Origin of the sequence: Desulfofustis glycolicus DSM 9705 (assembly GCF_900130015.1) — a bacterium.
GTDB lineage: Bacteria > Desulfobacterota > Desulfobulbia > Desulfobulbales > Desulfocapsaceae > Desulfofustis > Desulfofustis glycolicus.
The window spans coordinates 101,982-123,933 of the sequence record NZ_FQXS01000014.1; the positions used below are offsets into that span (position 1 = coordinate 101,982).

The 21,952-nt window shown below is 58.8% G+C and carries 22 protein-coding genes; 20 read left to right on the top strand and 2 right to left on the bottom strand.

Going from position 1 to position 21,952, the window contains the following annotated elements; translation table 11 throughout:
• Window positions 1–47: 47 nt before the first annotated feature.
• From BUC26_RS12415 to BUC26_RS12435, 5 genes are read left to right on the top strand one after another with little or no spacing between them, the layout of a single operon-like run.
• On the top strand, window positions 48–1,058 hold the full coding sequence (locus tag BUC26_RS12415) for an ABC transporter permease subunit (protein WP_073376464.1): 1,011 nt from the start codon (window positions 48–50) through the stop codon (window positions 1,056–1,058).
• A 2-nt stretch (window positions 1,059–1,060) separates the two neighbouring features.
• On the top strand, window positions 1,061–1,972 hold the full coding sequence (locus tag BUC26_RS12420) for an ABC transporter permease subunit (protein WP_073376466.1): 912 nt from the start codon (window positions 1,061–1,063) through the stop codon (window positions 1,970–1,972).
• A gap of 11 nt (window positions 1,973–1,983) precedes the next feature.
• Entirely contained in the window at window positions 1,984–2,982 is a 999-nt protein-coding gene (locus tag BUC26_RS12425) for an ABC transporter ATP-binding protein (protein ID WP_073376468.1), read from the top strand.
• On the top strand, window positions 2,979–3,947 hold the full coding sequence (locus BUC26_RS12430; RefSeq protein WP_073376470.1) for a dipeptide ABC transporter ATP-binding protein: 969 nt from the start codon (window positions 2,979–2,981) through the stop codon (window positions 3,945–3,947). The genes BUC26_RS12425 and BUC26_RS12430 overlap by 4 nt, the downstream gene beginning before the upstream one ends.
• Before the next feature lie 45 nt (window positions 3,948–3,992).
• Entirely contained in the window at window positions 3,993–5,168 is a 1,176-nt protein-coding gene (locus BUC26_RS12435; RefSeq protein WP_073376471.1) for an MFS transporter, read from the top strand.
• 125 nt (window positions 5,169–5,293) lie between these two features.
• Here the strand turns inward: BUC26_RS12435 and BUC26_RS12440 are convergent, their stop codons facing one another.
• Window positions 5,294–6,115, bottom strand: coding sequence for a CsgG/HfaB family protein (locus tag BUC26_RS12440; RefSeq protein WP_073376473.1), 822 nt, complete (start codon window positions 6,113–6,115; stop codon window positions 5,294–5,296).
• 368 nt (window positions 6,116–6,483) lie between these two features.
• Between BUC26_RS12440 and BUC26_RS23755 the strand changes: the two genes are divergently transcribed.
• From BUC26_RS23755 to BUC26_RS12495, 12 genes are all read left to right on the top strand, one after another.
• Entirely contained in the window at window positions 6,484–6,648 is a 165-nt protein-coding gene (locus tag BUC26_RS23755; protein ID WP_167369262.1) for a hypothetical protein, read from the top strand.
• Window positions 6,649–6,884: 236 nt separating this feature from the next.
• On the top strand, window positions 6,885–7,676 hold the full coding sequence (locus BUC26_RS12445) for a transporter substrate-binding domain-containing protein (RefSeq protein ID WP_073376520.1): 792 nt from the start codon (window positions 6,885–6,887) through the stop codon (window positions 7,674–7,676).
• Between the two features lie 78 nt (window positions 7,677–7,754).
• The gene (locus BUC26_RS12450) at window positions 7,755–8,654 is read left to right on the top strand and encodes an amino acid ABC transporter permease (RefSeq protein WP_084540638.1); all 900 of its coding nucleotides are present in this window, start codon (window positions 7,755–7,757) and stop codon (window positions 8,652–8,654) included.
• Window positions 8,647–9,381, top strand: coding sequence for an amino acid ABC transporter ATP-binding protein (locus tag BUC26_RS12455; protein ID WP_073376477.1), 735 nt, complete (start codon window positions 8,647–8,649; stop codon window positions 9,379–9,381). Before BUC26_RS12450 ends, BUC26_RS12455 begins: the two co-directional genes overlap by 8 nt.
• Before the next feature lie 63 nt (window positions 9,382–9,444).
• Window positions 9,445–10,503, top strand: a complete 1,059-nt coding sequence (locus tag BUC26_RS12460) for a BMP family ABC transporter substrate-binding protein (protein WP_143166000.1) — start codon at window positions 9,445–9,447, stop codon at window positions 10,501–10,503.
• Window positions 10,504–10,566: 63 nt separating this feature from the next.
• The gene (locus BUC26_RS12465; RefSeq protein ID WP_073376478.1) at window positions 10,567–11,634 is read left to right on the top strand and encodes an ABC transporter permease; all 1,068 of its coding nucleotides are present in this window, start codon (window positions 10,567–10,569) and stop codon (window positions 11,632–11,634) included.
• On the top strand, window positions 11,631–12,551 hold the full coding sequence (locus BUC26_RS12470) for an ABC transporter permease (protein WP_073376480.1): 921 nt from the start codon (window positions 11,631–11,633) through the stop codon (window positions 12,549–12,551). The genes BUC26_RS12465 and BUC26_RS12470 overlap by 4 nt, the downstream gene beginning before the upstream one ends.
• 57 nt (window positions 12,552–12,608) lie before the next feature.
• On the top strand, window positions 12,609–13,094 hold the full coding sequence (gene gpt / locus BUC26_RS12475) for a xanthine phosphoribosyltransferase (protein WP_073376482.1): 486 nt from the start codon (window positions 12,609–12,611) through the stop codon (window positions 13,092–13,094).
• A gap of 9 nt (window positions 13,095–13,103) precedes the next feature.
• Entirely contained in the window at window positions 13,104–14,603 is a 1,500-nt protein-coding gene (locus tag BUC26_RS12480) for an ABC transporter ATP-binding protein (protein WP_073376483.1), read from the top strand.
• Window positions 14,603–15,556: a universal stress protein gene (locus BUC26_RS12485; RefSeq protein WP_073376485.1), complete on the top strand. Its 954-nt coding sequence runs from the start codon at window positions 14,603–14,605 to the stop codon at window positions 15,554–15,556. Before BUC26_RS12480 ends, BUC26_RS12485 begins: the two co-directional genes overlap by 1 nt.
• 36 nt (window positions 15,557–15,592) lie before the next feature.
• A complete protein-coding gene (locus tag BUC26_RS12490; RefSeq protein WP_073376487.1) occupies window positions 15,593–16,534 on the top strand; it encodes an ATP-binding protein in 942 nt (313 codons plus the stop codon).
• Complete coding sequence (locus BUC26_RS12495; RefSeq protein WP_073376489.1) at window positions 16,531–19,452, top strand: FAD-binding and (Fe-S)-binding domain-containing protein; 2,922 nt, start codon at window positions 16,531–16,533, stop codon at window positions 19,450–19,452. The genes BUC26_RS12490 and BUC26_RS12495 overlap by 4 nt, the downstream gene beginning before the upstream one ends.
• A 168-nt stretch (window positions 19,453–19,620) precedes the next feature.
• Here BUC26_RS12495 and BUC26_RS22725 read toward each other — a convergent pair whose 3' ends face one another.
• The gene (locus BUC26_RS22725; protein ID WP_084540635.1) at window positions 19,621–20,451 is read right to left on the bottom strand and encodes a site-specific integrase; all 831 of its coding nucleotides are present in this window, start codon (window positions 20,449–20,451) and stop codon (window positions 19,621–19,623) included.
• Between the two features lie 300 nt (window positions 20,452–20,751).
• Here BUC26_RS22725 and BUC26_RS12510 point away from each other — a divergent pair, with 300 nt between their 5' ends.
• The 3 genes from BUC26_RS12510 to BUC26_RS12520 all read left to right on the top strand — a co-directional run.
• Entirely contained in the window at window positions 20,752–21,180 is a 429-nt protein-coding gene (locus BUC26_RS12510; RefSeq protein WP_073376492.1) for a PIN domain-containing protein, read from the top strand.
• Between the two features lie 60 nt (window positions 21,181–21,240).
• Window positions 21,241–21,678, top strand: coding sequence for a DUF4935 domain-containing protein (locus BUC26_RS12515; RefSeq protein ID WP_073376494.1), 438 nt, complete (start codon window positions 21,241–21,243; stop codon window positions 21,676–21,678).
• A 30-nt stretch (window positions 21,679–21,708) separates the two neighbouring features.
• On the top strand, window positions 21,709–21,952 hold a 244-nt coding region (locus BUC26_RS12520), incomplete at its 3' end, for an IS3 family transposase (RefSeq protein WP_073376496.1).

A 21,952-nucleotide genomic window follows, 5' to 3' on the forward strand; every position in this document is an offset into this window, starting at 1 on the left:
GCCTCTGTCGCGTCGATCGATCTCATTGCCGGGAGTTGCAGCGGCTGATGTTCATTTATGTCCTGAAAAAAATTGGCGTTATTATCCCGACCTTTCTCGGGGTGACGCTCGTTGCCTTCATCTTTATCCGGCTGCTGCCCGGTGATCCGGTGCTGCTGATGGCCGGGGAACGGGGGATGACCGAGGAGCGTCATGCCCGGATGATGGCCGAGTTCGGTTTCGACAAGCCGATCCTGGTCCAATACGGTCTGTATCTCAATCAGCTGGCCCACGGCGATTTTGGCACGTCGATCATTACCCGGAAGCCGGTCCTCCAGGAGTTCATGACCCTTTTCCCGGCAACCGTCGAACTGTCTCTGTGCGCTATTATCTTGGCCGTATTGCTCGGCCTGCCGGCCGGCATGATCGCCGCGGTCAAACGGGGCTCGTTTTTCGATCACACGGTGATGACCGGCGCGCTGACCGGTTATTCGATGCCGATCTTCTGGTGGGGACTGCTGCTGATCATCTTTTTTTCCGGGATCCTCGGCTGGACGCCGGTTTCGGGCCGGATCTCGCTGCTCTACTATTTCGAACCGGTCACCGGCCTGATGCTCGTCGACAGCCTGTTGTCCGGCCAGGACGGTGCCTTCTGGTCGGCGATCAGGCACCTGATCCTGCCGACCGTGGTGCTGGCGACCATCCCGCTGGCGGTCATCGCCCGGCAGACCCGTTCGGCGATGCTCGAGGTGCTCGGTGAGGATTATATCCGTACTGCGCGGGCCAAAGGGTTGTCCCCGATTCGTGTTACCGGCCTGCATGCTCTGCGCAACGCCTTGATCCCGGTTATCACCGTCGTCGGTCTGCAGGTCGGCGTGTTGTTTGCCGGAGCGATCCTGACCGAGACCATCTTTTCCTGGCCGGGTATCGGCAAGTGGATGGTCGACTCGATCTTTCGCCGCGATTACCCGTCTGTGCAGGGTGGGCTGCTGCTGATCGCGGCCATCGTCATGATCGTCAATCTGCTGGTTGATCTGCTCTACGCGCTGATCAACCCGCGTATCAGACATACGGAGTAATCATGCCGGACGGCGTAGCTCAACAGGTTATCGATTTCCGGCCCGTCGGCCGAATGGCTCTGATGCGGGAGTTCTGGGCCTATTTCAGCGAAAATCGCGGCGCAGTGATGGGTCTCTGCTTTTTCGTGGCCATCATCATCATCGCTCTCTTTGCCGATTTCATCGCCCCGCACCTGCCCAATGAACAATACCGGGAGGCCTTTCTCAGACCGCCGTTCTGGCAGGACGGCGGTTCGCTTGAGTTCCCTCTCGGTACCGACGCGGTCGGCCGGGATATGTTGTCGCGCCTGATCTACGGTGCCCGTTTTTCCCTGTTCATCGGCTGTGTAGTCGTCTCCATCGCGTTGGTGGTCGGGGTGGTACTCGGCCTGGTCGCCGGTTTTTTTCGGGGCCGGATCGATACCGCGATCATGCGCTTGATGGATATCATCCTGGCCTTTCCCAGCCTGCTGCTGGCCCTGGTACTGGTCGCCATTCTCGGACCCAGTCTGATCAATGCGATGATTGCCATCGCCATTGTTCAGCAGCCACATTACGTCCGTCTGACACGGGCCGCCGTGATGGGTGAGATGAGCAAGGATTATGTAACCGCCGCCCGGGTAATCGGGGTGCGCCGGCTGCGGCTGATGTTCGTGACAATTCTGCCGAACTGTATGGCGCCGTTGATCGTTCAGGCCGCCCTCAGTTTCTCGACTGCCATCCTCGATGCGGCGGCGCTCGGTTTCCTCGGCATGGGCGCCCAGCCACCGACACCGGAATGGGGGACCATGCTGGCCGAGGCCCGGGAGTTTATTCTGCGGGCCTGGTGGGTGGTGACCCTGCCCGGCTGTGCCATTCTGCTGACGGTACTGGCCATCAACCTGATGGGCGACGGGCTGCGCGATGCGCTCGATCCGAAATTGAAACGGTCCTAGAGGGACGGTCCATGGCATTGCTCGATATCAGGAATCTGACCGTCGCCTTCCAGACCGGCAACGGCATGTTTACCGCGGTGGATCGGGTGTCGGTCTCGTTAAGCGAAGGCGAGGTGGTGTCGATCGTCGGCGAGTCCGGTTCCGGCAAATCGGTGGCCATGCTTGCCATGATGGGCCTTTTGCCCTGGACCGCCCGGGTGACCGCCGACCGCATGGAATTCGACGGCAAGGACCTGCTTGCTATGGGTTCCGGAGAGAAGCGGCGCATCATCGGCCGGGAGATCACGATGATTTTCCAGGAGCCGATGTCCAGCCTTAATCCGTGCTTCACCGTTGGTTTTCAATTGACCGAGGCGCTGAAAACCCATCTGCGCATGGGACGGAAGGAGCGGCGGGAACGCGCTGTCGAACTGCTCAACCAGGTCGGTATTCCGGAGCCGGTCAAGCGGCTGTCGGTGTTTCCCCATCAATTGTCCGGCGGCATGTCGCAACGGGTAATGATTGCCATGGCCATTGCCTGTAACCCGCGCCTGCTGATCGCCGACGAGCCGACCACGGCGCTGGATGTGACCATCCAGGCCCAGATCCTCGACCTGTTGCTCAAACTCCAGCAGGATAATGATATGGCGTTGGTTTTGATTACTCACGATATGGGAGTAGTCGCCGAGACCGCCAAGCGCGTGATGGTGCACTATGCCGGGCAGCAGGTCGAGCACCAGGAGATCGGAGGTTTGTTTGCCAACCCCCACCATCCCTATACGGCGGCGTTGCTTGCCGCATTGCCGGAGCGGGCGGCGAGCAAAAAGCTGCCGTCCATTGCCGGCGTCGTGCCCGGGCAATTCGATCGTCCGACCGGTTGTCTCTTCTCGCCGCGTTGCCGTTTTGTCACCGACCTGTGTCGATCCAGTGAACCGCCTCCCGCCCCGGCCGAACTCGGCTCGGCCCTGTGCCATTATCCGCTGGACGACGGGGTGCCGCTCAATCATCCGGATGGGAAGGAGGCGGTATGAGTCAGGAGGCCATCCTGCAGGCCAGGGACCTGAAACGTTTCTATCGTGTGCGCCGCGCCGCCTTCGGCCCCAAGGCAGTGCTGAAGGCCCTCAACGGCGCGACCTTTGACCTGGTCAACGGTCGTACTCTGGCCGTGGTCGGCGAGTCCGGCTGCGGAAAATCGACCCTGGCCCGACTGGTGACCATGATCGAGACGCCGACCGACGGGACTTTGCGAATCTGCGGGAACGACATCGTCGGCTCGAGTCGGGCGACGAGACGCTCGCTCAAATCAAAAGTCCAGATCGTCTTCCAGGACCCGTACGGCTCACTCAATCCGCGCCAGAAGATCGGGCACGCCCTCGAGGAGCCACTGTTGGTCAACACGACGATGAGCAAACAGGAACGGCGCCGTTCGGCCAAGGAAATGATGGATTTTGTCGGTCTGCGGCCGGAGCAGTATGACCGTTACCCGCACATGTTCTCCGGCGGGCAGCGGCAGCGGATCGCGATCGCCCGGGCGCTGATGCTACGCCCGGAGATCCTGGTGCTCGATGAGCCGGTATCGGCGCTCGATGTGTCGATCCAGGCCCAGATTCTGAATCTGCTGACCGACCTGCAGGAGCAACTCAACCTGGCGTATCTGTTTATCAGCCATGATCTGTCGGTGGTCAAGCATATAGCCGATGAGGTCATGGTCATGTATCTCGGAGTACCTATCGAGATGGGCAGCCGCCAGGCGATCTTTGAACAGCCCCATCACCCCTATACCGAGGCCCTGCTTTCGGCAACGCCGATGGCGGATCCGTTCCGGGTGAAAAAACGGATCGTGCTGCACGGCGAGCTGCCGTCGCCGATCGATCCGCCACCCGGCTGCTCGTTCAATCCGCGCTGCCCGAGGGCGACCGACATCTGCCGGCAGGATTTTCCGGAGATGCGCCAGGTCGGCAAGACCATGGTCGCCTGCTATCATCCGCTGGATTAACAATCCCTTTCGGCCGTAATCGGCGATTAAATAGCGAGTGAGACGATGGCCTCCCCCCGTCTGGCCTATCAGATTGCAGCCCTGACCCTGTTCCGGGTCCTGGTCAACACCGGACGGCGTTTCGTCTATCCGTTTGCGCCGGCGCTCAGCCGCGGGTTGGAGGTGCCGCTCGGCGCCATCACCTCTATCATTGCCGTGTCCCAGTTCAGCTCACTGCTCGGGGTGTTCAGCGGGCCCTTGGCGGATCGATTCGGCTATCGGCGGGTCATGCGGTCGGCCTTGGCAATGCTTGCCGTCGGTATGCTGGCCTGCGGACTGGTGCCGACCTATTGGCCGGTCTTTGTCGGCTTGGTTGTTGCCAGTCTCGGCAAGGTGGTGTTCGATCCGGCCATCCAGGCCTTTGTCGGTTCCCGTGTTCCGTTCAACCGGCGAGGCCGGGTGGTCGGTATTATCGAAACCGCCTGGGCCGGCAGCACGCTGGTCGGCATTCCGGCCCTGGCGTTGATTATCGATCACATCGGTCTGAGCAATTCCTTTATCGTCATGGGCCTGCTCGGCGGACTCTGTTGGCTGGCCATTCCATGGTTTATTCCAGCCGATCGAGTGGAAGAACCGGCGGGATTCACGCGTGTTCCACTGCTGGCCATGCTGGCTCGCCTGGTACGAATTCGCTCGGCAGCCGGCATGCTGATCTTCGGGTTTTTCATCTCGATTGCCAATGACGGTCTTTTTGTCGTCTACGGCGCCTGGTTCGAGCATGATTTTCAGATCGGCATTGTGGCGCTCGGTTTCAGTACCATTGCCATCGGCAGTGCCGAGCTGATCGGCGAGTCGATGGTGGCCCTCTTCGCCGACCGTATCGGCATCAAACGGGCGACCATCGGCGGCTTTTCCCTGGCCGCCTGCGCCTATCTACTGCTGCCGGTAATCGGCCAGACCCTGGCGCTGGCCATGGTTGGCATGTTTTTGTTGTTCCTCTGCTATGAATTCGCCATTGTCAGCAGTTTTTCGCTGAGCACCGAGTTGGTGCCCGAGGCCCGGGCGACGATGATGGCCGGTTTTTATGCCACTGCCGGAGTCGGTCGGATGGTCGGTGTGCTGCTCGGCGGTTTGGCCTGGGAGGCAGGCGGTATTCAGTTGGTTTGCTGGCTGGCAGCCGGCTCTACCGGTTGCGGCGTGCTGGCGCTGCTCTGGGGTCTGCGAGGCTGGCGACCGGCGTGATGCCGGCTGGAGCAAGGAGGGGGGAGGGGTGGCCGGTCCTGCCGGAGGCAGGACCGGCCACCCCTCCCGACCACGGCATCACTCGGTGTGCCTGTCAGGAGTGATGGTTAATTAACGATTCTGCATCAATTCACTTTGAGATTGCCGCCGGTGCCAAGGCCTCCCTTGACTTCCTGGGCCTTGTAATTTCTCAGGGCGCGCACCATGTTGTTGAACGAGTCGGTGAACGCGGCGACGATGACCTTGCCTTCGGCGGTATTGGTGTAACCGCCGCCGCCCAGGCCGACGGTACCGGCCAGCATGCCGCCGACGGCCCCCATATCGACATTGCGGGCGCTTCCTTCGGCCGCGGCAAGTTGCACGCTGGAGCGGTTGTCGATCAGAGTTAGCATCGTGCTTGCTTCTTTGACGTTCAGACTGCCGCCGATAGCGGCGCCGACCGAACCGAACAGGCCGCCGACGGCGCCGCCCAGGCCGCCGGCATTCTGATTGCTGAAGGTGATCGACGGGCTCATCGAATAGTCGGCCGCGACCATCTGGCCTTTGCCGAAATTGGACCCCTGCCGCAATTCTCCCGCATCCTGCAGACCCCGTTCCTGCATCACATTGTTCATCGCCGCGCCTCGCTCAACGACGACAAAGCAGCCGGATTGCTGGGCGAGCATTTTCAGGACGGGGGTGGTCGGGCCGAGACGCCATTGGGAGGTCAGGTAGTGATACCAGGAGGTTGACGTGTCCTCGACCACGGCCAAGGTCCCGAGGGTGGCGTCGCACCGCTCCAGGGCAGGATTGGCGTTGTCCGTCGATGATCCTGCCGTGGAGCCGGTGGCGGTGGTTTTGGCAGATTGGGAACCCATCTGCATGCCGACACAGCCGGTCAGCGACAGGGGAATGATCAATGCTGCGACGAGCGGAATAACACGGAGGTGAATGGTGGCTCTGGCCATGAGGTGCTCCTTGATGGTCTGAAATGGGTTAACGCTGATAGCGTTTCAACGGTCTTTTCGACAATGGTTGGCCGATGTCCTGGCTGCATGGAGTCGTTATATTGGTGAGAGTAGCCTGTTTTCTTGTTCCGGACAATATTTTTTCAACCAGTTTGCCGTATACTACCAGGCACCCGCGGCGGTGCGGCCGGTGGTTCACGGCGGTCCGCGAAAAACTGGCGTGGCGGAAAATGGGCGGGTGAAAAGGCTGTTGTTCTGCCGATGGCCCTATGTTATAAGATAGGCTGTTTGATGGATGATACCCAACAGATGCAAGGATGATATGCTGACCGCCGTGTTTTTGCCGGCATAACGACGAGGAAGCCGTAATGCGCGGAAAACATGAACCGGTACAACTTGTCTGCCCGAAATGTCGTCATCGAATGATCGTCTACCTGCCGCTTGCCAATGATGAAGATCTGCCGATATGCCCGGAGTGCAAACAGGCCCGGATGAATATCGAAGAGTTGCTCGACGAGGGAAAATCCTATTGACAGGAAGTGTCGCGATGGTGAGAGAGGCGGTCTGCCCCGCTGGGGGACTGCCTGTTTTTATGCAACCGAGCCTTTTGCAAAACTTAGATGTTCGTTCAAAATCAAGGCATGCGAAAAATTTTACCGCAGGCATATACGTGATATTCCGAGGATAAAATTTTGAGCATAACGCAGAGTTTGGGCGAAAAGATTGTTTTGCAAATGGCTCAACCGATCAGATAAAAGGAGAGACCATGATGAAACGAACGATGATTGCGCTGGTCCTGGCAATGACCCTCTGCGCCGCAACAGCTTTCGCCGGCGCCCTCGAGGAAATCCAGAAACGTGGAACGCTGAGGGTCGGTATGGAGCCGGGCTACATGCCGTTCGAGCTGACCAACCAGAAAGGTGAGATAATCGGTTTTGACGTCGATATGGCCAAGCGTATGGCCAAGGCCATGGACGTTGAACTGGAGCTTGTCTCCACCGCCTGGGACGGTATCATTCCGGCGCTGCTGACCGATAAGTTCGATATCATCATGTCCGGTATGACCCTGACCCAGCAGCGCAACATGAGCATCAACTTCGCGGAGCCCTATATCATCATCGGTCAGACCGCGCTGGTGGCGAAAAAGCATGAGGGGACCATTACCTCCTATGCCGATCTGAACGACCCGAAATATACCATCGGCTCCAAGCTCGGTACCACCGGCGAGCAGGCAGCTAAGCGTGTTCTCGGCAACGCCAACTACATCTCCTATGAAACAGAGCAGGAAGGCGTGCTCGAGCTGATGAACGGCAAGATCGACGCCTTTGTCTATGACTTGCCCTACAACGCCATCGCCTACGGACAGCGCGGCGAAGGCAACATGATTCATCTCGATACCCCGTTCACCTATGAGCCGCTGGCCTGGGCGGTCCGCAAGGGTGATCATGACTTCCTGAACTGGCTCAACAACTTCCTGTTCCAGGTGAAGAACGACGGCACCTACGAAAAGATCTACGACAAGTGGTTTGTTGACGGATCCTGGCAGAAAGAAATCCAGTAATCGATCGGGCCATAGTCCGTGAAGGTCGCACAGAAACTCTGGCCCTGGCAACTCCTGCTGGCAGTCATCCTGATCGTGATGGCTGCCGGCATCTATGGGTCGGTTAAGCGCATCGATTATGAGTGGCGCTGGTATCGGGTGCCGCAGTATTTTCTGTACAAGGCGGAAGACCCGATCAAGGTACCCGACGACGGAACCGTCGAAGAGGTTGCGACAGCCGGCGGCACGGCCAAGATTACAGTCAACCTGGTAGACGGAAATCGCCAGGTGTTCGAGGTCGACGCCACTACGGTCAGGGTCGACCAGGGCGAGGAACTGTTCATCGGTGATACCGTCGGCTATGTGACGACCTGGAGCCTGGGTCCGTTGCTCACCGGTCTTGTGACGACCCTGTGGATCTCCGCTGCCGCCAGTGTGCTCGGTTTGGCCATCGGTCTCATTGCCGGGTTGATGAAGATCTCCCGGAACTATACCGTTTCCATGCTGGCCGCGATCTATGTCGAAATCATCCGCGGTACGCCGCTGCTCGTCCAGATTTTTATCGCCTATTTCTTTATCGGTACCGTCTTCAATCTGGATCGCAATGTCGCCGGCATCGGTGCGCTTGCCTTGTTTGCCGGCGCCTACGTGGCCGAGATCGTCCGGGCCGGAATCCAATCGATCCCGAAGGGTCAGATGGAAGCGGCGCGTTCGCTCGGCATGAGCCTGCCCCAGGCGATGACCGAGATCATCCTGCCCCAGGCCTTGAAACGGATCCTGCCGCCGCTCTCCGGGCAATTCATCAGCCTGATCAAGGACTCCTCGCTCGTTTCGGTTATCGCCATTACCGATCTGACCAAGTCGGGCCGGGAGATCATCACCAGCACCTTTGCCACGTTTGAGATCTGGCTCGTGGTCGCTGCCATGTACCTGATTGTCACGTCGCTGCTCTCTCAATTCGTCTTTTACCTGGAACGGAGGCTCGCAATCAGTGATTAGAACGGAGAACGTCGTCAAGATCTTTACCGGGCGCGGCGCCGAAGTAAGGGCGGTCGACGGGGTGTCGACCACTGTCGACAAGGGCGAAGTGGTGGTCGTTATCGGTCCGTCCGGTTCGGGTAAATCAACGTTTATTCGTTGCGTCAACGGCCTGGAGAGCTTTGACTCAGGGCATGTCTATATCGACGGGGTCGATATAGCCGACCGCAAGACCAATATCAACAAGATCCGTGCGGAAGTCGGCATGGTCTTCCAGCAATTCAACCTCTTTCCGCATCGCACGGTTCTGGAAAACCTGACCCTGGCCCAACGCAAGGTGCGCAAACGCAAAAAAACGGCGGCCGACGAAAAGGCCCGAATGCTGTTGCGCAAGGTCGGTATTGCCGAGAAGGAAAGTGAATATCCGTCCCGGCTCTCCGGTGGTCAGCAGCAGCGGGTGGCTATCGCCCGGGCCCTGGCGATGGACCCGAAAGTGATGTTGTTCGATGAACCGACTTCGGCTCTGGATCCGGAGATGGTCGGCGAGGTGCTCGATGTTATGAAGCAATTGGCCCGTGAGGGCATGACGATGATGGTCGTCACCCACGAAATGGGTTTTGCCCGTGAAGTTGCTGATCGGGTGTTGTTTATGGATATGGGAAAGATCGTCGAAGAGGGGACGCCGGAACACTTTTTCACCGCCCCGCGCGAAGAACGGACCCAGCTTTTTCTGAAACAGGTTCTCTAACGGTTTTCTGCGTCGTTTCTGTCAATTATCTATACCTATTCTTTTTTGATCTGGAGGAAAATCATGCGTTTTGTCGGACTGTGCGCTGCCGTGTTATTGGCGGTGGGACTCTGTTTTTCGTCGGCCGCGGCCAAAGAGCTGCAGGTCGGATTTGTCTATGTCTCGCCGGTTGGCGATGCCGGATGGTCTTTTGCCCACGACAAAGGCCGGTTGGTCATCGAAGAGATGGACGGGGTGACCACGTCGTTTGTCGAAGCGGTTGCCGAGGGGCCTGATTCCGAGCGGGTCATGCTGAACATGGCGCGGAAGGGATACGATCTGATCTTTGCCACCAGCTTCGGTTATATGGACCCGATGCTCAAGGTCGCAAAACAGTTTCCGGATACCGTGTTCATGCACTGTTCCGGTTTCAAGACTGCCGACAACATGGGCACCTATTTCGGGCGTATGTACCAGGCCCGGTATCTGTCCGGTATGGTGGCCGGTGCCATGAGCAAATCAAACACGCTCGGCTACGTTGCCGCATTCCCGATTCCGGAGGTCATCAGGGGCATCAACGCATTCGCTCTCGGCGCCCGGGCCGTAAATCCGGAAGCCACCGTCCGAGTCGTCTGGACCAAGACCTGGTACGATCCGGCCACCGAGAAAGAGGCGGCTAAATCGCTGCTTGACGTTGGCGCCGATGTTATTGCCCAGCACCAGGACTCTCCCGGTCCGCAAGAAGCAGCCCAGGAAAAAGGCGTTTATTCCATCGGCTATAACAGCGATATGACCCAGTTTGCCCCGAAAGCCCACCTGACCGCCCCGATCTGGAACTGGGGGCCATTTTATATCGAGACCGTCAAGCAGGTCATGGACGGCAGCTGGCAGTCGGCTTCGGTTTGGCCGGGTCTGGCCGAGGGGACCGTCGATCTGGCGCCGATCAGCGATGTCGTGCCGCAGGAGGTTCGTGACCAGGTAATGGCCAAGAAGGCGGCGATCATCGCCGGCGAGGAAGTCTTTACCGGTCCGATCAACGATCAGAGCGGTGCGGAAAAAGTTGCTGCCGGAACGGCCATGACTGATGAAGAGCTGCTCGGCATGACCTGGTTCGTGCAGGGAGTCATCGGTACCACTGAATAATCATAGCGAGATTCGGCCGGCATCCCGTTCGGAGCCGGCCCGGATCCAGGTCGGCGTCGATACATGGCCCTGATACGGATCGTCAAACGACAGGAGCCCCTTGGCTGGGGCTCCTGTTTTGTTTTAATCGCGGCGGTGGCGCTTTCCGTGTTGCTCGGCGGAGCTATCCTGGCAATCGGCGGAACGCCGCCCGTGCATGGTATCGTCACGCTCTTTCAGGGGGCGTTCGGGTCCCGCTGGGCGTTGGAAGATGCGCTGATCAAGGCAACACCGATTTTCCTCTGCTCACTCGGGGTGGCTGTTGCCTTCCGGTTGCAGGTCTGGAATATCGGCGCGGAAGGTCAATATGCGATGGGCGCGGTCGGTGCCACCTGGATCGCCTTGTCCTTTCCCGGCGCCCCGGCCTGGCTGCTGCTGCCGGGCATGATAGCTGCGGCGATGGCCGCCGGCGGTTGCTGGGGCTTCATTCCCGGCTTTCTGAGGCAGCGGCTCAGGACCAACGAGATCATTGCCACGCTGATGATGAACTATATCGCCATCCTCTTTCTCGACTACCTGGTCTATGGTGTCTGGAAAGATCCGGCGAGTTTCGGCTTTCCGATGACCCCGGTTTTTTCCGACCAGGCCATCATCGGGCGGATCGGCGCCACCAGTTTCAGCTGGGGGCTGACCCATTGCCTGCTGCTCGGTGTTGCCGTCTGGGCCTTTATGCGCTTCACCAGGCTTGGTTATGAAATCAAGGTCGGCGGTGACAACGTCCGGGCGGCGCGTTATGCCGGCATCCCGTATGATCGGCTGGTCATGCTGGTGATGGCGCTGAGCGGCGCCCTGGCCGGTTGGGCCGGTTTTCTCGAGGCATCGTCGACGATCAACCGGTTGCAGCCGAGCATCATGGCCGGTTATGGCTACACCGCCATTGTCGTCGCCTGGCTGGCCCGTCTCAACCCGTTGGCCATCGGGGTGGCCGCCTTTTTGCTGGCCGGACTTCGGGTCGGGGTAGAAGGATTGCAGCTCGACCTGCAGGTTCCGGCCGCCTTCGGCGGCATGATCGAGGGGTTGATCCTGCTGACCGTGCTGGCCGGCGGGCTGTTCACCAGGTATCGGTTTGCCTTCAAGCGGAGGCTGCCGTGAACTACGAGATCCTGATTCCGCTGCTGGCCGCCGCAGTTCAGTCCGGCACGCCGATCCTCTATGCGACGCTCGGGGAGATCTTTACGGAACGTACCGGTATCCTCAATCTCGGTGTCGAAGGAATCATGATCGTCGGTGCGCTGAGCGGTTTTCTCGTTGCCAAGATCACCGGCAATCCGGCTGTGGCATTCTTTGCCGCCGGGCTTGCAGGTGCAGTTGCCGCTTCGCTGCATGGTATCGTCTGCATTATTTTCCAGGGCAACCAGGTGGTGTCCGGGTTGGCGCTGACCATTCTCGGCGTCGGTTTTGCCAATTATATCGGGGCGGCCTATGTCGGTCAGGCGGCGCCGGGCTTCGATCCGCTACCGATCCCGCTGTTGTCGCAGATTCCGGGTCTCGGGCCGATTTTCTTCCGGCAGGACCTGCTCGTCTATCTCACCTACCTGATTCCACCGCTGATGTGGCTGTTCCTCTACCAGACCAGATACGGCCTCAGCCTGCGTGCCGCCGGTGAGAATCCGGCGGCGGCGATTGCCGCCGGGGTCAATGTGGTGGCCTGCCGGTTTGTCGGGGTGCTGGTCGGCGGGTTTTTCATCGGTTTGGGCGGTGCCTACCTGTCGCTCGCCTACACCCATTTGTGGACCAATAATTTGACCGGCGGACGCGGCTGGATCGCCGTCGCACTGGTCATTTTTGCGTTCTGGCGGCCGAGCCGGGCTATCTTCGGCGCCTATCTGTTCGGCGGCGTCATGGCGCTGCAATTGCGATTGCAGGCATCGGGAACCCAGATCCCGTCATCGCTGCTGCTGATGCTGCCCTACGCTCTGACCATCGGTGTGTTGGTCCTGGCTTCGTGGCGTCGGGGAGGTACCGATGAGCCGGCCGCCTTGGGGCGTAATATAGAACCGGTCGATTGATCCGGTTCCAGGCTGACGGATTGAACCAATGAATCGTGCACGACAAGAGGATTGATCATGAAACCGAACTCCGATTACCGCAGGACCTATCCGATTTCCTGGGAGCAATTGCACCGCGATTCCCGGGCGCTGGCCTGGCGGCTGCTGGACCTCCACTATTTCAAAGGGCTGATCGCCATTACTCGGGGCGGGCTGGTGCCGGCCGCGGTGATTGCCCGGGAGCTAGACATCCACCTGGTTGAGACCATTTGTATCTCCAGCTACGACTGGCAGGACAAAAAGGGCGAAGCTGAGATTCTCAAGGGAGTTGATGGTGACGGTGAAGGCTGGCTGCTGATCGACGACCTGGTCGATACCGGCCGCACCGCCAAACTCGTCAAGGAGATGGTGCCCAAGGCACATTTCGCGACAATTTACGCGAAACCGGCCGGCCGGCCACTGGTCGATACGTTCGTCACCGAAGTCAGCCAGGACACCTGGATCCTGTTTCCGTGGGATGCCGAATCCACATTCGTCCAGCCGATGGCCGGACAGGGGCGGTAGGCCGGCGAGATGACGGAAACACCGGTGATCAGGCTGGAGGGGATCAGCAAGTTCTTCGGTTCGGTGCGGGCCAACCACGATATCAGCCTCGAGCTGAATCGCGGCCGGGTAGTGGCCCTGCTCGGGGAGAACGGTGCCGGCAAATCGACGCTGATGTCGATCCTGGCCGGGCAGCTGCAGCCCGACCAGGGTGTCATCTATCATCACGGCGAGCCGGTGATCTTCACCTCCACCGAGCAGGCGATCGTTGCCGGCATTGGCATGGTCTATCAGCATTTCAAGCTGGTGGAGGCGATGACGGTAGCCGAGAATGTCTATCTCGGCCAGTCGCCGACCGCCTGGCTGAAGTCCCGCGAAATGACCCGCGTGGTCAACGAGTTGGCCGAGTCTTATGGTATGCAGGTCCGTCCCGAAGCGCTGATCTCAGATCTGTCAATGGGAGAAAAGCAGCAGGTCGAGATCCTCAAGTTGCTGCTGCGGCAAAGCTCGATTCTGATCTTCGACGAACCGACCGCCGTACTGACGCCTCACGAGGCGTACAACCTTTTCGCGACGATGCGACGCATGCGGGCGGCCGGCAAGGCCATTGTCTTCATCAGTCACAAGCTCGAGGAGGTGATGGCCATTGCCGACGATATCGCCATTCTCAAACGGGGTGAGGTGATCGATATCATGCCCGCCGATCGGGTCGGTTCGACGGCCGAACTGGCGGAGCGGATGGTCGGCCGTGAAGTGTTGCTGCAGGTGGAGCGCCAGTCGGTCGAGCCGCGCCAGCTGGTGCTCACCGTGGAGAATCTGCAGGATGACTTCCTGCACGATATCGATTTGGAGGTGCGCCAGGGAGAGATCCTCGGGCTGATCGGCGTCGCCGGTAATGGGCAGAAGCCGTTGGTCCAGACAATTTGCGGTCTGCGCCGGCCACGATCCGGTACCATCACCTTGCTCGGTCTCGAGTGGGAGCGCTTTTTCAGCCGCCACCGCTGGGACAAATCGCTCAGTTATATCCCGGAGGAACGACAGGGGCTGGCAACGTGCCGAGGCCTTGACCTGCTTGAGAATTTCCTGCTCACTACTCGTTCCGGTTTTACCGTCGGTCCCTGGTTGCCGCGCGGTGAGGCCGGCCTCAAGGCGCAGCGGCTCGTCGAAGAGTTCGATATCCGGCCGCCGGATCTAAACAACCTGGCCTGGCAATTGTCGGGAGGCAACCTGCAGAAGCTGGTGCTGGCCCGCGAGTTTCATCGGAAACCGCGCTTGATTGTCGCCGAGCAGCCGACCCAGGGACTCGATATCGCCGCCGCCGAAGACGTCTGGAACTTGTTGCTCAAGGCCCGGGAACAGGCCGGTATCCTGCTGGTGACCGGTGATCTGAACGAAGCCCTGGCCCTTTCCGACCGGCTGGCGGTGATGTTCGGTGGCCGGATCCTTGCGACGTTTGCCGGTGGTGACCGGGACATGGTGGAACGGATCCCCCAGATGATGGCAGGATTAACCCAAGAGGAGATGACCTGATGACGAACCAATTACCGCCATTGAGCCGTCTGCTCCTGCCGGTCGGGACGATGGAGACCTTTGAACGGGCGGCGCCGCTGGCCGGTCTGTTGATACGGACCATGGAGATTGGTGCCGACCGGGTTGATCTGGTACACGTGGTGGCCGGCTCTTTTCTCGGGAAACGGTTCAAGTCCGTCGATCTGACTGCTGGAGAAACGGTATCGACGGAGGAGCTGCAGCGGTTGCGCGCCGACTACCTGGCCGAGACGGCGGAGCCGCTGCTGGCAACCTGCACCCGGATGGTCCAGCAGGAGTCGGCGGGCCGCATACCCGCCCAATTGCTGCGGGACGGCGATCCGGCCAAGGTGATCGGCTCGCTCTGTGCCGAGCATGGCTACTCGACCCTGATCATGAGCCGGCGCCGGATACCGGCGGGGACCGGCTGGTTGACCGGCAGCGTCACCGCCTCGCTGCTCCACCGGCATGCCGGGGCGACAATCTATCTGGTCGACGGCACACCGCGATCACCCGAGGAATCGCCGTTCGCTCGAACGCTGATCGGTGTCGACGATGCGCCGGCCAGCGAGAAAGCGGTGGCCGAAGCGGCATTGCTGCTGTCCCGGGTAAATGAGCAGATCGAGCGGGTGATCCTGGTCCACGTCCTCGATCAATCCTGTTATTACAACGAAGACGGTGCACCGTGCAGTCAGACCAGCCTGAGCGGCCAACGGGCCTTGGAGCAAGCAAGCACGACGCTGGTAGAGGCGGGGGTCGATCCGGAAAAAATCACCATGGTCATCCATTTCGGGCAGCCGGGCACCGTCCTCGTCGAGGAAGCGCTCGATTGTGACGCGACCATGATCTTTATCGGCAAGCGCGATCGATCGCGAATGGCCCAACTCTATCTCGGCTCGGTTTGTAACGATATCGTCCAGAACTGCCGGCAGCGGGTTCTGGCCCTGGTCGGCTGATCAGGGCCGGGCAGCCCTAGGCCTCTGAGAGATGCGATGTTCATCAAACCATCGACGCGCCGTCTGTTCCGTGAATTTGCCAACCTCGACCGTTACGGCTGGGGGGTCCGGCTGCACGGGTATGTCTACGGGCGCTGGCTTTATCAGTACATCGCCATCGGCACCGGCGAACACCGCTTGGTCAAGGCCGCCCGGCCCCTGCTCCGGCTGCTGCGGCGGTTGCGCAAAAATCGGCGAGACGCCCCACCGTCGACACCGCCTCCGGGCACGATCAGATTTGCCGACACCTATCATGGCAAGGTCGTCACCCTCGACGCCGCGCGCAAACTGGTCACCCTCAATCAACCGCTCAGTCTGCCGAACCTGGAAAAGGTGGTGCCCTATCAACGGGCCCGCGACATTATCCTGGAAAACCCCGATCATCTTGCCGTGCTGCAGTGCCCCTGTCGTTCTGCCCGCCGGCAACCGTGTCTGCCGCTCGAGGTTTGCCTGGTGGTCGGCGAACCATTTGTCGGTTTTATCGTCGATCATCACCCGCACAAGGCGCGGCGGATCGACAGTGGTGAGGCGGTGGCCATCCTGGAGGCGGAGAACCGGCGCGGTCACGTGGCTCACGCCTTTTTCAAGGACGCCATGCTTGACCGTTTCTATGCCATCTGCAATTGCTGCAGCTGCTGTTGTGGTGCGATGCAAGCGCAGCGCCATGGAACGCCGATGCTGGCGCCGTCGGGTTATAGCGTACGATTTGCCGAAACGCAGTGCATCGGTTGCGGGCAGTGTGGTGACGTATGCCAATTTGCCGCGATCATCTTTGATGAAAAGCCGCTGATCGATCTGGAACGATGTATGGGCTGCGGCGTCTGCGTCAGCGCCTGCCCGGAAGAGGCACTGACACTGCAGCGCGACCCAGGCAAGGGGGAGCCGCTGGAGATCCATCGACTGATGGCCGAAGCTGCGTCCCGGGAGGAAGGACAATGAGTGAGGCGCCATCTGATCTTGAAAGAAAACTGCGCAGTGCCATAACCGGCGAGGTCCTGTTCGACGCCTTCAGCCGGGGGCGCTATGCCACCGATGCCTCGCACTACCAGGTGATGCCGGTCGGCGTGGTGGTGCCGAAGACCATGGACGACGTGCGCGCCGCCCTCGATCTTGCCGCTGCCTACGGAGTTCCCGTCCTGCCGCGCGGCGGCGGCTCGTCGCAATGCGGGCAGACGGTCAATGAGGCCCTGGCCATCGATGATTCAAAATACCTCAACAAGCTGATCAGTATCGATGTCCAGGGCCGCCGTTGCACCGTCGAGCCGGGCATCGTGCTCGACGAGCTCAACGCGCTGCTGCGTCCGCACGGCCTCTGGTTCCCGGTCGACGTGTCCACTTCGTCGCGGGCCACTATCGGCGGCATGGCCGGCAACAATTCGGCGGGCAGCCGCTCGATCCGCTACGGGTTGATGCGTGACAACGTTCGCTCCATTGCCGCCACGCTGGCCGACGGCAGCGAGCGCACCTTCGGCCGGCTGGCCCGGCCGGGCGAAGACAGTACGGCTCAAGACGACACCTTGATCGCCGCCCTGCGTGCCCTGGGACACCGGGAAGCAGCCGAGATCGTCAGCCGCTTTCCCACGGTGCTCCGCCGGGTCGGCGGCTACAATATCGATGCGCTGCTGCCCGACCGGGAACCGATCAACTTCTCCCACCTGCTGGTCGGCTCGGAAGGAACACTGGCGTTTTTCCGCTATCTCGAACTGAGTCTCTCGCCGCTGCCGAAGAACAAGGTGCTCGGCGTCTGTCATTTCCCGACCTTTTATGCGGCGATGGACGCCGCCCACCACCTGGTCAAGCTGGAACCCACGGCGGTAGAGCTGATCGACCGGACGATGATGGAGTTGGCCCGCGAGATCCCGCTCTACCGGCAGGTCATCGAAAATGTGGTCCGCGGTGAACCGGAAGCACTGCTGCTCGTTGAATTCGCCGAAGAAGATCAGCCGGAGAACCTGCGCCGCCTGGCCGGCCTGACCGATGTGATGAGCGACCTCGGTTTTTCCTGGAACAACAGCAGCACCAATCGCGGCGGCGTGGTCGAGGCCCTCGAGCCGGGGCTGCAACGCTCGATCTTCGAGGTGCGCAAGGCCGGACTGAACATCATGATGTCGATGAAGGACGAGCGCAGGCCGATCTCGTTTGTCGAGGATTGTGCCGTCGCCCTTGAGGATCTGGCCGAGTTCACCGCCCGGCTCACCGACCTCTTCGAGCGCTATAACACCCGGGGAACCTGGTATGCCCATGCCTCGGTGGGCTGTCTCCATGTCCGGCCGGTGCTGAACCTGCGCCTCGACCAGGACGTTCGGGCGATGCGGGCTATCGCCGAGGAGGCCTTTGCCATGGTGCGCGAGTATAAGGGCTCCCATTCCGGCGAGCACGGCGACGGCATCGTCCGCTCCGAGTTCCACGAACAGATGTTCGGCCCGCGGATGGTTGCCGCCTTTGGTGAGGTCAAGCGCCAGTTCGACCCGGCCGGGCTCTTCAATCCGGGCCGGATCGTCGATCCGCCGGCCATGGACGATGCCCGGCTCTTTCGCTATGCCCCCGGCTACCGGGTCGCCGATTTCCCGACGGTGTTCGACTGGTCCTCCTGGCCCGGCGCCGCCGGCGGCTTCCAGGGCGCGGTGGAGATGTGCAACAACAACGGGGCCTGCCGCAAGATGCTGGACGGCGCCATGTGCCCCTCCTACCGGGTAACCAGAAACGAACGCGACACTACACGCGGCCGTGCCAACTCGCTGCGGCTGGCCATCTCCGGCCAACTGGACGACGACGCGCTGACCTCGGCGGAGATGGCCGAGACTCTGAAACTCTGCGTATCCTGCAAGGCGTGCAAACGGGAATGCCCCACCGGCGTCGATATGGCCAAGATGAAAATCGAGGTCACCGCCGCTCGGAAACAAAAGACCGGCTTTACCCTGCACGACCATCTGGTCGCCTGGATGCCGCGCTATGCGCCGCTGCTCGCCAAACTGCCCTGGCTGGGCAACAGCCGCAACACGGTGCCCGCACTGGCCCGCCTGATGGAGCGCATAGACGGCTTTACTAGCCGCCGGCCGCTGCCCCGCTGGCGAGCCGATATCTACCGGCCAACCGAGTCCTCCGGCCCGGCAGATGCCCCAGAGGTGATCCTGTTCGGCGATACCTTCAACACCTATTTCGAATCGGAGAACCTGCTGGCGGCGCGCGAGGTGCTGCTAGCGGCCGGTTATCGGGTACTCTCGCCGCGGGCCGCCACCGAGCCGGGACGGCCGGTCTGCTGCGGCCGCACCTTTCTCACCGTCGGCAAGATCGAGCAGGCCCGCGCCGAGGCGACCCGGCTCCTCGACACCTACCACCCCTACGCCGAGCGCGGCGTACCGATCGTCGGCCTGGAGCCCAGCTGCCTGCTCTGCCTGCGCGATGAAATCCCCTCGCTGCTGCCGGGGGAAAAGTCCCGGGCCGTGGCCCGCCAGGCCCTGCTCTTCGAAGAATTCTGCACCACCCGGCAATTCCACCTCAACCTGAAACCGCTCAAGAAGCGGGCCCTGGTACACAGCCATTGCCACCAGAAGGCCTTCCATACCGTGGGCGGCCTCGCCTCAACACTGCACCTGATCCCCGGCCTCGAGGTCGAGTTCGTCGATTCCAGCTGCTGCGGCATGGCCGGCGTCTTCGGCTACGGCGCCGACACCTACGACGTCTCGATGCAGATGGGCGAGCTGTCGCTCTTCCCTGCCGTCCGCAAAGAACCGGAAACCACCATCATCGTCGCCGACGGCTCCTCCTGCCGGCACCAGATCGAACACGGCACCTCCCGCGAAGCCGTCCACACCGCCCGCGTGCTGCAGCAGGCGCTGGCGGCCCAGCAAGGCTGATACGTTGCCGCCCGTCCCATGACATCGCCGGCTGACACTATACGGTGAAGAGCCATATCACCCCCGGCACCTGGGCGCGCAGTTCATCGAGAATAGAATGGGGTAGCGGTACGGTCCTGTCTTTTTGCCCCTTGCCGTCATGGATGGTAAGCATCCCTTCGGCAAAATTCAGGCGGTGTACCCTAAGCTCCAAACATTCAAAAAGCCGCAACCATACAGAAGTTTGACAATCAGATCATAGGGGGCCTCAAGGTGCCGCAGAATCTCCTCAATTTCATCGCGGGCCAGCACGACGGGAATAAATGGTCGTTTCTTGGCTCGAACCACACCATCCACCACGCCGAATTCCTTTCCCAAAACGTGACGAAAGAAAAACAGCAACGCATTAAAGGCGAGATTCTGCGTTGCCGCGGCCACCTTCCGGTTCACCGCCAGATGGGTAAGAAAGGTTTTTACATCATCGGTCGTCAGCGATTCCGGCGCCTTGCTTTTGGTAAAGACCTGGAATTTAACCACATAACTCCGATAGCTGCGCAGGGTCTTCGGTGAATAATGGCGAACGCGAATCTCGTCCGCCAGCCGAGAATATTCACGTTGCCAGGATTGCCCGCCTTGTCCTTTGTTCTCAGGAACAGCGCTACCCGACACCTCCCTGACGACAGGTGGTTCCAAAAACCCGGTAGGCGGAGTGGTAACAGGCGGCGGCGATTGCGCCCGTGGAACCTGCTTAGGGTAAGCTTTGTCCCGGCGGTGCCGTTGCCTAACAGGATCAACCGTTTCCGATAACCCCGCGGAACCACCGCTCACCAGATCGTAATAGGCAGTAATTGCCTTCACGGCTTGTGTTCGCCGCGAGAGAGACTGCCTTTTTTTTTCAAGTTTATCGATAAAGGCGGGCAGACTGTTGCTACTCTGGTGAGGCAGGTGGTACTTATGCCCAAAAATCGAGATAGTACCGTAACTATTTCTGATACGGGACGTGCTGCCGTTGCGGGACACCTTGGCGGATCAGATATTCAGCATATTGACGCTGCATTGCAGCCGGCACACGATAAATAGGAACCCCAACGCCACTGATATAACCATCTATCACGAGTGTTATACAGAAAATATCACTAACAACTTGCAAAAGGCATGTCAAAACATTTATATAGAATTTGAACACTTGCCCAGCTGCCGATGGAGCAAGCACACCTCCAGCGTATCGGCATTGTCAATTTCGTTTACAAGGCTAAGATAATTGAAATACGGGGATATACAGATCTTTAGAATCACTTGTTAACCTAAAACATAAGAACAATGCATATATTTCTTGATTCAAATATATTTTTTAATAATTGGAAGTTAAATAATCCAAATTTTCAACATTTATTCAACTTTATCAATAATAATTATAGTTTTAAATTGTTGTCAAAATTAGTAGTTGAGGAAACCGAAAATAATAGACGTAAGCAAGTAAAAAAAACGAATGCCGATCTTCAAAAGTCAATAAAGGAGTATAATAAATTAAATGACGAAGCAATAGACGCCAAGCTCTATCAAATCAAATATGAAGATTACAGTCTATACGAATTATTAGCTCAAAAGACTGAGAATATAAAAACTATTGATTACTCTGCCGTATCACATGAAGAAGTAGTTGAGAGAGCGTTGAATGTAAAAAAGCCATTTCTAGCAGGTGAGAAAGGATATAGGGATACTCTGATATGGCTTTCATTTTTATATTAACTAAAAGAGAATAAAATTGAAGGTGAGATCGCCTTTTTTACAAACAACACCGATGACTTTTTGAGAAAGAAAGATGACGACAAAATATTACATCAAGACCTATTAAACGATATTAAAGAAAGAGATATTAGGGCAAATATCATATCGTACAACTCACTCTACTCTTTTATTAATGACAATATAGATAAAAATCATCATGAACTTGACCATGATAGGTTAATTGAAGCAATTGAAAGTGATATTGTTAGCGAGGGACTAGAATACATACGTGAAGCTAAAGAGTTGGACGTTGGTTACAGGACTGAATCAGGATTGTTCTCTACAACGATAAGCGAAATTATATCTATTAGTACCGAACTAATTGAAGGCCTCGAAGACCCTGAAGTGATGTTTATATCAAAATTTAACGATAATGATGTTCATGTTGGGTATAGTTATAATTTACGAAGAGTCTCTTTGAATGTTATAGTGGACCCCAGTTTTAAGACAGTAGTTTAAGCTAGACGCAATCCCGAGGAACAGGAAAAGATGAGTGAAGGAAAGAAGAGAAAGTTCCATACTCCCGAGTTCAAGGCCAAGGTAGCTCTGGAGGCATTGCGAGGGATAAAAACGCTCAACGAGATAGGGCAAGAATTTGGGGTCCACCCTATTACGGTTGGGCATTGGAAGAAGGAACTTCAAGAGCAGGCAAAAACGCTCTTTGAAGGAAAGCGAGGTCCTACACCGATCGCGGCACATCGAGAACCTGAACTGTTGTACAGCGAGATTGGCA